Source organism: Zobellella denitrificans, from assembly GCF_002237365.1.
Lineage (GTDB): Bacteria > Pseudomonadota > Gammaproteobacteria > Enterobacterales > Aeromonadaceae > Oceanimonas > Oceanimonas denitrificans.
In genome coordinates this window covers 1-12,378 of record NZ_NMUO01000108.1, presented here as the reverse complement: position 1 = coordinate 12,378, position 12,378 = coordinate 1, and the positions used below count along the sequence as shown (strand labels likewise).

Genomic DNA, 12,378 nt, shown 5'->3' with positions numbered 1-12,378 from the left:
CTTCAGCACGGTGGCGCCCCTGAACGCCGGCGCCACCGTGCTGAAGGTGGACGGGCTGGCCAAGGCGCGGGGCGGCCGCGCCCTGTTCCGGGACATCTCCTTCGAGCTGCGCGCCGGCGAAGTGATGGGGGTGGTGGGCCCCAGCGGCTGCGGCAAGAGCACCCTGGGCAGCATCTGCTTAGGCGTGCTGGAGCCGGACGCCGGCGCCGTGTGGCGCGACCCCGCGTTGGCCCGCACCCGCTACCAGAAGCTCTACCAGGATCCGCCCGCCGCCTTTGCGCCCTGGTGCAGCCTGGGCCAGAGCCTGCAGGACGTGGTAAAGCTGCACCGCAAAGACTGGACCGAGGTGGAACGGCTGCTGCCCCGGCTGGGGCTCTCGCCCGACCTGCTGGCGCGTTCGCCCCGGGAAGTGTCCGGCGGCGAACTGCAGCGGCTGGCGATTTTGCGCATCCTGCTGCTGGAGCCGGTGCTGCTGTTCGCCGACGAGCCCACCTCGCGGCTGGATCTGGTGACCCAGCAGCAGACCATCCGGCTGCTCACCGATCTGGCCCGGGAGCGGGGCTGCGCCCTGCTGCTGGTGAGCCACGAGGCGGCACTGGTGAACAAGGTGGCGGATCGGGTGCTGACGCTGGGGTAACCCTCAAACGGGGAGGGACTGCTAGACTTCAAGGGAGTCCCTTTTCCCGGCAAGGAGAAACCCCATGAAAAAACGTACCCCGGCCCTGGTTCTGCTTTCGCTGCTTACCCTGTCGCTGCTCGGCGGCTGCAACACCATGCGCGGCGTTGGGCAAGACGTAGAGGCGGGCGGCGAAGCGATCCAGCGCTCCACTTACTAAACACCCCGGGCCAGGGGCCGGCAGCATGTGCGCCGGCCCTTTTTCGTTGCCTGCCGCCGTCCGAGATCCGAACGGGCTTATTCTTCACTATCCTCAGGGCAGGTGGATTATGACAACGCCAGGGGAGGAGCCATGAACGCAAGCCAGGCGACCATCGGCCATCTCGGCGCACACCTGGCCGAACAGGGGCGGGAGCTGCGTCGGCTGGAGGGAGCGGGCGGCCGGTTGCTGACCCTGTTCAGCCTGCTGCTGGTGGCCCAGGGCCTGCTCACCGCCTTCAACGCCACCCTGCTGTTCCGCCCGGCCGGGCCCTTGGGCTGGATAGCCCTGGCGCTGTGCCTGCTGGCCTTTTTTACCCTGGCCTGCGGCTGGGGCCACGCCCTGCTGAGTTTTCGCCCGCCGGAGCAGGTGCCCGCCCCGCCGCTGGAAGCCGAGCTGGACGCCCTGCTGCACGGCGACGACCCGGCCAGCCTGGAACGGCTGCAAACCGAATACCGGCAACTGGGCCGGAAGCTGGATCAGGCCATCGCCCTCAAGCGCCGCTTTTTCAACCATGCCTGCGACGAACTGGCCATCAGCGCCTGGCTGCTGGCCCTGTTCGGCCTGCTGCTGGTGTTCGGCCTGTAGCTACCACCAGCGGCGCAGCTTGAGCCAGGCTCCCAGCGCCACCCCCAGCGCCAGTATGATCAGGCAGAAAATCCAGAAGGCGAGGGGGTGATCGGCGCCCGGCATGCCGCCCAGGTTGATGCCGAACAGGCCGGTGAGAAAGGTGGCGGGCAGGAACAGCAGCGCCATCACCGAGATCTGGTAGGCGCGGCGGTTGGTGGCCTCGGTCATCAGGTTGTTGATCTCGTCGGCCAGCACGGCGGTGCGGGCCACGCCCGCGTCCAGATCGTCCAGCCAGCGGCGCAGCCGGTCGGCGATGTCCTGCAGCCGGCGGCGATCGTCCTCGTCCAGCCAGCCGATCTTTTCGTTGGCCAGCCGGGCCACCAGATCCCGCTGGGGCGAGAGGTAGCGGCGGATCAGGATCAATTGCTTGCGGATGCGCCCCAGCCGGCCGTTGCCCGGCAGCTTGCGTTCCAGCACCGCCTCTTCCAGTTCCAGGATCTGGTCGTGCAGCTCCTCCACGAACTCGCCGGCCCGGTCGGTGAGGGCATCGCTCATTTCCACCAGCCAGTCACCCGGGTTGGCCGGGCCGCAGCGGCGCTCGAGCTGGGCGAATACGTCCTGCTCCGACAGCAGCGGCCGGCGCCGGCTGCTGATGATGAGCGAAGGCGTGATGAAGATGCGCAGGGCCACCATCTCTTCCGGCTTGTGGCCCCGGTTGTGGTTGATGCCGCGCAGGATCAGCAGCAGGTTGTCGCCCTGGCGCACCAGCTTGGGTCTGCTGCTCTGGCCCAGCAGTGCCTCGCGGGCGACCTCGTCCAGCAAGGGGCTCTGCTTCAGCCAGCGGGCGGACTCGGGCTCCCCGTAGTCCAGGTGCACCCAGGCGGGCCCGTCCGCCGGCAGTCCGGCCCCCGCCGCCAGCGGCCGCATGCCCCCGGCACCGTCCAGCGCCAGGCGATAGATACTGTTAACCGGCACCTGTTCCATTGCATTCCTCCCCGAGTCACCAGGGTAACAGCTTACACCAAAGCATAGAGGGCCTCAGCCGGAGCTTTCCTTGTTTCCCGGAAAACAAACACGAAGGGCCTCCCGAGGGAGGCCCTTGAAGCGATGTGCCGTTCGCTGGAACTCAGCCCACCCACTGGGTGACCTGGGCGAAGATCAGGAAGCCCATGGCGATGGCGATCCAGATGGCGAACAGGGGCAGGAAGAACTTGACCCACTTGTTCCAGGCGACGCCGGCCAGGGCCAGGGTGGCCATAAAGTAGCCGGAGGTGGGATAGAGGATGTTGCCCAGGCCGTCGCCCAGCTGGTAGGCCAGCACCGCGGTCTGCCGGGTCACGCCCACCAGGTCGGACAGGGGTGCCATGATCGGCATGGTCACCAGCGCCTGGCCGCTGCCCGAGGGGATCACGAAGTTGAAGCCGAGCTGGGCGAAGAACATGCCGATGGCGGAGAAGATGGCCGGGAAACCGCCCACCAGGTTGCCCAGGCCGTATACCAGGGTATCCATGATCTGGCCTTCTTCCAGCACCACCGCCACGGCGCGGGCGATGCCGCAGATCATGGCGCCCACCAGCACGTCGCGGAAGCCTTCGTTGAAGCCCTCGCAGATCTCCTCGGTCTTGAGGCCGGCGATCAGGCCGACCACCACGCCCATGATCACGAACAGCCCGGCCATTTCCATCATGAACCAGCCCTGGGTCAGCACGCCCCACACCAGGGTGGCGAAGAAGGCGAAGGTGGCGAAGGCGGCCCACTTCTGGCGCGGGGTGGCGGTCAGCACGCCTTCGTCATTGCCATGCTGGTAGCGGTGGCGCTTGTCCTCTTCCTTGGCGTCGCCGTTCATCAGGCTCAGCGCCGGGTTGTTGCGTACCTTGAGCGCGTAACGGGTAACGTAGAAGATGCCGGCCAGCAGGATGGCGGCAAAGGCCAGTACCCGCAGCAGCAGGCCGGAATACACCGGCAGGTCGGCCAGCTGCTGGCCCAGGCCGGTGTTGATGGGGTTGAGCACCCCGGCGGTAAAGCCGGCGGTGGTGGCGCACAGGGCCACGGCGGCGGCGGTGACCGAGTCGAAGCGCAGGGCGATCATCAGCGGCAATATCACCGGCACATAGACCAGGGCCAGCTCCTGGGTGCCGATCAGGGTGGCGATCACCGCAAAGGTGGTCATCAGCACCGGGATGATGACGATGCTGTTGTGGGCGAAGCGGCGGGTCAGCTTGTCGACCCCGATCTCGATGATGCCGGTCCGGCGCAGCACCATGAACATGCCGCCGATGATAAAGGTGAAGAACACCACGGCGCCGGCGTCCATCAGGCCCTTGGGAATGGCCAGCATAAAGTCGACCGGACCGACCGGGTTGGATTCGATCACCTGGTAGGAGTTGGGATCTATGGTGGTGCGGCCGTTGGGGCCGGGTACCCGGTCATACTGGCCGGCCGGCACTATGTAGGTGAGTACGGCGGCGATGGCGCTGAACACGAACAGGATGACGTAGATGTGCGGCATCTCGAACGATTTCTTTTTCTTTTCCACGGTGTCGGCGGAAAACTGATTGGCTTTAGACATGGGCTCCATGACCTCTCCCTTCATTACATCAACTGAGTTAAGTCCATTTACGCTGGGCGGCGTAGTTTTTTAAAAGGTCGCCTGCGCCGTTTTGCATATAAAACGGGGCTGGTTTGTATTGATGGCTGGCCTCGGGGCTATTAATAACCCTTTATTAACACCGGATCAACATTTTTTGGAAGTTATTTCCACCTTATGGAATTGATGTATTTGCCATGAGTGTTAGCAGCTGGAGCCGGCGTGGATGGCTAGTGGGGTGGCTCTGGGAGTGCTCTTATGTATATGTTTTTAAATGAAAATTTAATTATCTTGATGATATTAATGGTATTTTTATCTTTGGATGCTTTGATTTATTAAATTGTATTAAATCATGTTCCACATTATGTGTTTTTGCTAAATGTCTTTTGTATGTTTTTATTTTTATTATTGTGTCCTTTAAGTGGCTTTTTCTGTTTATTCAAAGTTATTATCTATTTTGGAATTTAAATTTCTCATCGGTATATTTATTTTTATGTGGAGTTAAAAGGGTGTTCCCAGGACGGCCCTGCTTTCTTGACGTAGCCGTATTAGGGGCTGTTTACGATCTTTGCACTTTGGTCCGTAGGCGGTTAGGTGGCGCTGGGTGTGTGAGTCACACCGGAAGCCGCAGAAACGGCAAGCCCGCCATGGGCGGCGGGCTTGGTGAGGGGGCGGCGGGACCTGCCCGGTAACTCACTGTTCCGGACGGTAGATCACCAAGGATCAGTGATTGACTACCTCGAGCAGGCCGGGAGGCAGCGGGTGCAGGTCGCAGTTGTCGCCCGGGCCGACCCGGTCGACGATCAGAAAACGTTGCCGCCCGCCGAGGGAGACGACGGGGTGATGCCAGGTATCGGTGTGGTAGTTCACGCCCTGGCGGCCGTTGGAAACAAAGGCCTGGATGGCCTCCGGCGCCGGCGCCGGACCCCGTGGCGCCACCAGGATCAGGAAGGGCTTGTCGTCGAGCGGAATAAAGGCCTGGCTGCCCCTGGGATGCTTCTCCATCAGGGTCACCGCCAGGGGCAGGGTGTAGGGCTCCACGTCCACCAGGCTGATGGCGACCCGGGCATCGTCGCCCAGGGCTTCGGCCCGGGCGATATCGTGGTAGCGCAGGGCCTTGCCGTCATTGATATAGAACTGGTGCTGCCGTTCCGTCTCTATCACCTCGCCGAAGGGGGCGAAGGCGGCGGCGGTCAGCGGCTGGGCCCGGAGTTGCAGGGTCATGGGCGCCCCCTTGCCGGCAGGGCCCGGGGGGGAATAACGGCAAGGCGAAGCCCGCCGGCCGGGCCTGGACGCCGGCTGGATATCTGCGTGATGGTCATGTTGGTGTTCTCGTTTTTGGTCGGTGAGGGTGGCCACCGGCACGGGGGCCGGCGGCGGGTTTGCTTATTGTTGTTATCGGGTTCGGGTTATTCCGGCAGCACCAGAATGGCCCGGAAGTCGTTGACGTTGGTGCGGGTGGGGCCGGTTTCCACCAGCACGCCCAGCCGGGAGAAGAAACCGTAGCTGTCGTTGTTGGCCAGGTAGTCTTCCGCCTTGAGGCCGGCCGCCTCGGCCCGGGCGTACAGCTCGGGGGTGATGTAGGCGCCGGCGTTGTCTTCCACCCCGTCGATGCCGTCGGTGTCGGCGGCCAGGGCGTAGACGCCCTTCAGGCCCTTCAGCTCGTTGAACAGGCTCAGCATAAACTCGCTGTTGCGCCCGCCACGGCCGTTGCCCTTGATGGTGACCGTGGTTTCACCGCCGGACAGGATCACGCAGGGGGCCGAGATGGGCTGGCCGCACTTCTGGATCTGCTTGGCGATGGCGGCGTGCACCTTGGCCACTTCCCGGGACTCGCCCTCGATGCAGTCACCCAGCACCAGCGGGGTGATGTCGTGGGACATGGCCACGTCGGCGGCCGCGTCCAGCGCATCCTGGGGGGTGGCGATCATGTGGAACTCGGCCCGGCTCAGGCGCTCGTCCCCCGGTTTGACGGTCTCGGACTCGGGGCTCTGCAGCCAGGCGCGCACATGGGGCGCGACCTCGATGCCGTAGCTGTCGAGGATGGCCAGGGCCTGGGCCGAGGTGGTGGGGTCCGCCACCGTCGGGCCGGAGGCGATCACGGTGGGCTCGTCGCCGGGCACGTCGGAAATGCCGAGGGCGATCAGCCGGGCCGGGTAGGTAGCGGCGGCCAGGCGGCCCCCCTTGATGGCGGACAGGTGCTTGCGCACGCAGTTCATCTCGTCGATGGCCGCACCGGACTTGAGCAGGGCCTTGTTGATGGCCTGCTTGTCGGACAGGGTCAGGCCCGGGGCCGGCAGGCTCAGCAGCGAGGAGCCGCCGCCGGACAGCAGGCAGATCACCAGGTCGTTTTCGCCCAGGCCGGACACCAGTTCCAGCATGCGGCGGCCGACCCGCTCGCCGGCGTCATCCGGAACCGGGTGGGCGGCCTCGATGATTTCGATACGCTCGCAGGGTGCGCCGTGATCGTAGCGGGTCACCACCAGGCCGGACAGTTCGCCTTCCCAGATGGCGTCCAGCTCGGCGGCCATGGAGGCGGCGGCCTTGCCGGCACCGATGACAACGGCTTTTTGACGAGTATCCTTGGGCAGGTATTCGGCCAGGTTGCCCTTGGGCAGGGCGGCGGCCACGGCGCTGTCGAACAACTGCTGTAACAACTCCTTGGGTTGGATATCCATTGCAAATACTCCTCGAAAAACGGCTGCCTTTACATTCTTATAAGTGTCGGGGTGGGGCGAGACGACGGCAACCAGGATCTAACACAAAGCCCCCTGAGTGAAAGTCTGAACCTGCCGACGCCTGCCCCGGTTTTGACCGGGCCGCGACTGAAGCCAAAAAGCCGCGGTCCGGTAAAAGGGTTACTCGCCCCGGATATTGTGGTTGGCCAGGTGCTCCAGCGCCTTGACCAGACCGGAGTGATCCCAGCCGGAGCCGCCCAGGGCGGCACAGGTGTTGAACAGCTCCTGAGTACCGGCGGTGTTGGGCAGGGACACACCCAGCTCGCGGGCGCCGTCCAGGGCCAGGTTCAGGTCCTTCTGGTGCAGGGCGATGCGGAAGCCCGGGTTGAAGGTGCCCTTGACCATGCGCTCGCCGTGCACTTCCAGGATCTTGGAAGACGCGAAACCGCCCATCAGCGCCTCGCGCACCTTGGCCGGGTTGGCGCCGGCCTTGGAAGCGAATACCAGGGCCTCGGCCACCGCCTCGATGTTCAGCGCCACGATGATCTGGTTGGCGACCTTGCAGGTCTGGCCGTCGCCGTTGCCACCCACCAGGGTGATGTTCTTGCCCATCACTTCGAACAGCGGCTTGATGCGCTCGAAGGTGGCTTCGTCGCCGCCGACCATGATGCTCAGGGTGGCGTTGATGGCGCCGACTTCACCGCCGGACACCGGGGCGTCCAGGTACTGGGCGCCGGTTTCCTTGACGCGCTTGGCGAAGCCCTTGGTGGCCATGGGGGAGATGGAGGACATGTCCACCACTACCTTGCCGGCGGAGAGGCCGTCGGCCACGCCGTTGGCGTCGAACAGCACGGATTCCACCTGCGGGGTGTCGGGCACCATGATGATGATGACTTCGGCCGCTTCGGCCACCGCCTTGGGGTTGGCCAGGGCGATGCCGTTGTCACCCAGCAGATCGGCCGGGGCGGGAGCGAAATGCTCGGAGAAGTACAGGGTGTGACCCGCTTTTTGCAGGTTCTGGGCCATGGGCTTGCCCATGATGCCGGTACCGATAAAACCTATTTTCATGTTCGTTTCCTCTTGGCTTGGGGCGCCGGCCTGGCCGGCGCTGGGAGAAATCAGTTCAGGGATGGTTCAGGCAACGCCGTGGGTCTTCAGCCAGCCCAGGCCCGCTTCGGTGGTGGTGGCCGGCTTGTACTCGGCGCCCACCCAGCCCTGATAGCCCACCTTGTCCAGGAAGGCGAAGATGTTGTGGTAGTTCAGCTCGCCGGTGCCCGGCTCGTGACGACCCGGGTTGTCGGCCAGCTGGATGTGGTTGATGATGCTCAGGTTTTTCTCAATGGTCGGGATGATGTCCCCTTCCATGATCTGCATGTGGTAAATGTCGTACTGGAACGCCAGGTTGTCGGAGCCGACCTGCTCGATGATGTCCAGCGCCTGCTTGCTGTTGTTCAGGAAGAAGCCCGGAATGTCGCGGGTGTTGATCGCCTCGGCAATCAGCTTGATGCCGGCTTCCTTCAGCTTCTCGGCGGCGTACTTCAGGTTGGCGACGAAGGTGGCCTCGGCCTGCTCGGCGGACACGCCGGCGGGCGGGATGCCGGCCAGGCAGTTGACCTGCTTGTTGCCCAGCACCCTGGCGTAGGCGATGGCCTGGTCCACGCCGGCCTTGAACTCTTCAACCCGGCTCGGATCGACGGCAATGCCGCGGCTGCCCGCGGCCCAATCGCCGGCCGGCAGATTGAACAGCACCTGCTCCAGGCCGTTCTCGTCCAGCTTGGCCTTGATGACCTCGGCCGGATAATCATAGGGGAACAGGTATTCCACGCCCTTGAAACCGGCCTTGGCGGCGGCTTCGAAGCGGTCCAGGAAGTCGACCTCGGTAAACAGCATCGACAGGTTGGCGGCTAATTTCGGCATTGCGATGTCCTTATGTTCTTGGGGGCAAGTTCAGTATGGGCCCGGCCCCGGGCCGGGCCCATACCGTCAGTCGAGCAGGGAGATGGCGGTGGGGGCGTCGGCACCCTTCTCGGCCAGCTCTTCGAACTCGTTGATGGCGTCGATTTCCACGCCCATGGCGATGTTGGTCACCCGCTCCAGGATGACTTCCACCACTACCGGCACCTGGTGCTCGGCCATCAGCGCCTTGGCCTGTTCGAAGGCGGGGGCGATGTCTTCCGGCTTGAATACCCGGATGGCCTTGCAGCCCAGGCCCTCGACCACGGCCTTGTGATCCACACCGTATTCGCCCAGCTCCGGCGCGTTGATGTTCTCGAACGACAGCTGGACGCAGTAGTCCATGTCGAAACCGCGCTGGGACTGGCGGATCAGGCCCAGGTAGGAGTTGTTCACCAGCACGTGGATGTAGGGCAGCTTGAACTGGGCACCCACCGCCAGCTCTTCGATCATGAACTGGAAGTCGTAGTCACCGGACAGGGCAACCACCTGGCGGCCCGGCTCGGCGGCGCATACGCCCAGGGCGGCGGGAATGGTCCAGCCCAGGGGACCGGCCTGACCGCAGTTGATCCAGTTGCGTGCCTTGTACACGTGCAGGAACTGGGCGGCGGCGATTTGCGACAGGCCGATGGTGGACACATAGGTGGTGTCGCGGCCGAAGGCCTTGTTCATCTCTTCGTATACGCGCTGCGGCTTGACCGGGGTGTTGTCGAAGTGGGTCTTGCGCTGCAGGGTGCGCTTGCGCTCCTGGCACTCGGAAACCCAGGCGCTGCGATCTTTCAGCTTGCCGGCGGCTTTCCACTCCTTGGCCACTTCCACGAACAGCTTCAGCGCTTCGCCGGCGTCGGACACGATGCCCAGATCCGGGCCGAACACCCGACCGATCTGGGTCGGCTCGATGTCCACGTGCACGAACTTGCGGCCCTTGGTGTAGACGTCGACGGAACCGGTGTGGCGGTTGGCCCAGCGGTTGCCGATGCCGATCACGAAGTCGGAAGCCAGCAGGTTGGCGTTGCCGTAGCGGTGCGAGGTCTGCAGGCCGCACATGCCGGCCATCAGCTCGTGGTCGTCGGGAATGGTGCCCCAGCCCATCAGGGTCGGGATCACCGGCACGCCCAGCACTTCGGCGAATTCGGTGAGCAGATCGGCGGCATCGGCGTTGATCACACCGCCACCGGAAACGATCAGCGGCTTGTCGGCGGCGTTCAGCATGGTCAGGGCTTTTTCAACCTGGATGCGGGTGGCGGCCGGCTTGTACGGGGTCATCGGCTGGTAGGCTTCCGGATCGAACTCGATCTCGGCCATCTGCACGTCGAAGGGCAGGTCGATCAGCACCGGGCCGGGACGGCCGGAGCGCATGATGTGGAACGCCTGCTGGAAGGTACCGGGCACCTGGGCCGGCTCCATCACGGTGACCGCCCACTTGGCGACCGGCTTGGCGATGGACTCGATGTCCACGGCCTGGAAGTCTTCCTTGTGCATGCGGGCACGCGGCGCCTGGCCGGTGATGCACAGGATCGGAATGGAGTCGGCGGAGGCGGAGTACAGGCCGGTGATCATGTCGGTGCCGGCGGGGCCGGAGGTACCGATACAGACCCCGATGTTGCCCGGGTTGGCACGGGTGTAGCCTTCGGCCATGTGGGAGGCACCCTCGACGTGACGGGCCAGCACATGGCTGATGGAGCCGAGACCCCGCAGCGCGGCGTAGAAGGGGTTGATGGCGGCGCCGGGAACACCAAAGGCTTTGGTCACACCTTCCAGTTCCAGGATTTTAGCGGCTGCTTCGATTGCTTTCATTTTAGCCATAGTCGGTATCCATTCATCTGAGGTGCGCTCGGCACCGTTGTTGGTTGTCCATGGGGGTTGGCTCGCAGACCCGCCTGGTGAGGGCGGTTAACATCTGCGCAACCCATAGGCTGATAATACAAAAAAAAATGTGACGATCAACATATTTTTGGAAATCAATTTTGCATTGTGGAAAATGCAAGTTGACCCCGGTCTGTTGTGTCGCCACTATTTTCGTAGTTAATTTTATGTTTTGTATGGTTTTTTGTTTTGATTTTTGATGCGCCGGATGATTCCCGCCATTGCTTCATTAAAAATGGAAATCGATTCCTTTTATAAGGAAGGGGTGTTCCCGTCGATCCCGGGGCGGTGGCGGCCGGCGCGGAGCGGTAACAATAGTATTACGAACACATGTGTAGATACAAGATTGCATGCAAAATTGTGAACAATTTCGTATTGGAAGCCGTGGCTGCCGCCGTCAGCCGCAGCGGGAGTCGCCGCAATTCAGGCAGGTGAGGCAGCCGTCGACCTGCACGGCCGCCCGGGTCAGGCACTTGCGGCACAGCCGGGCGCCGGCGGGAAAACCGGTCGCGTCCCCGCTGTGCTCCGGAGCCGGCTCCGTTGCCGGGGTGATGGCGGCCAGGTGGCGCTCGATGACATCGGCGATCTCGGCCACCAGGGAGGGCATGTAGCGTCCGCCCGGCCTGAAGTAGCCACCCTGGGGATCGAACACGGCGCGCAGCTCATCCACGATAAAGCGGATATCGCCGCCCCGGCGGAACACCGCCGAGATCAGCAGGGTCAGCGCCACCACCCACTGGTAGTGCTCCATGTTGCGGGAGTTGATAAAGATCTCGTAGGGGCGGCGCCGGCCGCCGTCTTCGTCCTGCACCAGGTCGTTGATGGTGACGTAGAGGGCATGCTCGAGCAGGGGGGTCTTGATCTTGTAGGTGGTGCCCCACAGCGCCTCGGGCCGGGCCGCCGGCTCGGGCAGGGGGCCGTCCCGGGAGGAACTGGGCGTTATCACCTCGCAGCCGACGATTTTCCGCTCTATCTTGCGCATGGGTCACCTGCTCACAGCTTGCCGTAGTAGCCTTCCTTGAGGGCGTCGTACAGGTTGGCGGCGCTGTGCACCTCGCCCTCGTACTCCACCGGTTCATCGCCCCTCGCCTCGACCGTGCTGCCGTCGTCCAACAGGAAGCGATAGCGGGTGGCGGCCAGATCCCGGTCCCGCACCAGCACCCCCTGGAAGGCGGCGGGGTTGAAGCGGAAGGTGGTGCAGCCCTTGAGCCCCTGGCGGCAGGCCTGGAGGTAGAGATCCTCGAACCGCTCGAAGGGATAGTCGGTGGGCACGTTGACGGTCTTGGAGATGGAGGAGTCGACCCAGCGCTGGGCGGCGGCCTGCATCGCCACGTGCTGCTCGGGGCTGACGTCGTCGGCGGTGACGAAATGGTCGGGCAGCGCCCGGGCCGGATCCGGGCTGCCGGGCAGGGCGTCCGGATTGACCAGCCGGCGGTAGGCCAGCAGCTCGAAGGAAAACACCTCCACCCGCTCCTTGCTCTTGCGGCCGGGGCGGATGAGGTTGCGGCTGTAGTGGTGGGCGAAGCTCGGCTCTATGCCGCTGCTGGCGTTGTTGGCCAGCGACAGGGAGAGGGTGCCGGTGGGCGCGATGGAGCTATGGTGGGTAAAACGCGCCCCGGTGCGGGCTAGGTCCGCCACCAGCTCCGGCTCCTGCTCCGCCAGCCGCTGCAGGTAGCGGCTGTAGCGGGCGTGCAGTATCCGCCCCGGCACCTTGTCGCCGGCGTGGTGGCCGTCGTCCAGCAGCTCGGGGCGCAGCCGCAGCAGCGCCGGGGTGAGCTCGAAGTCCCGCAGCAGCAGGGGCGCCGCGCCCTTCTCCCGGGCCAGCTCCAGCCCGGTGTGCCAGCCGGTG

12 protein-coding genes are annotated in these 12,378 nt (G+C 64.2%); 3 read left to right on the top strand and 9 right to left on the bottom strand.

What is annotated here, in order from left to right; genetic code table 11:
- The 3 genes from CGX12_RS17095 to CGX12_RS17085 all read left to right on the top strand — a co-directional run.
- A partial coding sequence (locus CGX12_RS17095; RefSeq protein ID WP_142995657.1) for an ATP-binding cassette domain-containing protein occupies positions 1–637 on the top strand: 637 nt, incomplete at its 5' end.
- A 64-nt stretch (positions 638–701) separates the two neighbouring features.
- Positions 702–836 carry an entericidin A/B family lipoprotein gene (locus CGX12_RS17090; RefSeq protein ID WP_094041049.1) on the top strand — a complete coding sequence of 45 codons (135 nt, stop codon included), beginning with the start codon at positions 702–704 and terminating at the stop codon, positions 834–836.
- Positions 837–968: 132 nt separating this feature from the next.
- Positions 969–1,463, top strand: a complete 495-nt coding sequence (locus tag CGX12_RS17085) for a hypothetical protein (RefSeq protein ID WP_094041048.1) — start codon at positions 969–971, stop codon at positions 1,461–1,463.
- Here CGX12_RS17085 and zntB read toward each other — a convergent pair whose 3' ends face one another.
- From zntB to CGX12_RS17040, 9 genes are all read right to left on the bottom strand, one after another.
- The gene (gene zntB / locus CGX12_RS17080; protein ID WP_094041047.1) at positions 1,464–2,429 is read right to left on the bottom strand and encodes a zinc transporter ZntB; all 966 of its coding nucleotides are present in this window, start codon (positions 2,427–2,429) and stop codon (positions 1,464–1,466) included.
- Between the two features lie 142 nt (positions 2,430–2,571).
- Entirely contained in the window at positions 2,572–4,014 is a 1,443-nt protein-coding gene (locus CGX12_RS17075) for a YfcC family protein (RefSeq protein ID WP_094041051.1), read from the bottom strand.
- Between the two features lie 741 nt (positions 4,015–4,755).
- Complete coding sequence (locus tag CGX12_RS17070; protein ID WP_094041046.1) at positions 4,756–5,256, bottom strand: ureidoglycolate lyase; 501 nt, start codon at positions 5,254–5,256, stop codon at positions 4,756–4,758.
- A gap of 185 nt (positions 5,257–5,441) precedes the next feature.
- Positions 5,442–6,710 carry a glycerate kinase type-2 family protein gene (locus CGX12_RS17065; protein WP_094041045.1) on the bottom strand — a complete coding sequence of 423 codons (1,269 nt, stop codon included), beginning with the start codon at positions 6,708–6,710 and terminating at the stop codon, positions 5,442–5,444.
- A 180-nt stretch (positions 6,711–6,890) separates the two neighbouring features.
- Positions 6,891–7,778: a 2-hydroxy-3-oxopropionate reductase gene (glxR, locus tag CGX12_RS17060; protein WP_094041044.1), complete on the bottom strand. Its 888-nt coding sequence runs from the start codon at positions 7,776–7,778 to the stop codon at positions 6,891–6,893.
- 66 nt (positions 7,779–7,844) lie between these two features.
- Entirely contained in the window at positions 7,845–8,627 is a 783-nt protein-coding gene (gene hyi, locus CGX12_RS17055) for a hydroxypyruvate isomerase (protein ID WP_094041043.1), read from the bottom strand.
- 66 nt (positions 8,628–8,693) lie between these two features.
- Positions 8,694–10,460 (bottom strand): glyoxylate carboligase, encoded by a 1,767-nt coding sequence (gene gcl / locus CGX12_RS17050; protein ID WP_438273045.1) that lies wholly within the window; start codon positions 10,458–10,460, stop codon positions 8,694–8,696.
- A 466-nt stretch (positions 10,461–10,926) separates the two neighbouring features.
- Positions 10,927–11,511: a TSCPD domain-containing protein gene (locus CGX12_RS17045; RefSeq protein WP_094041041.1), complete on the bottom strand. Its 585-nt coding sequence runs from the start codon at positions 11,509–11,511 to the stop codon at positions 10,927–10,929.
- Between the two features lie 11 nt (positions 11,512–11,522).
- On the bottom strand, positions 11,523–12,378 hold an 856-nt coding region (locus CGX12_RS17040), incomplete at its 5' end, for a ribonucleotide reductase barrel domain-containing protein (protein WP_497045755.1).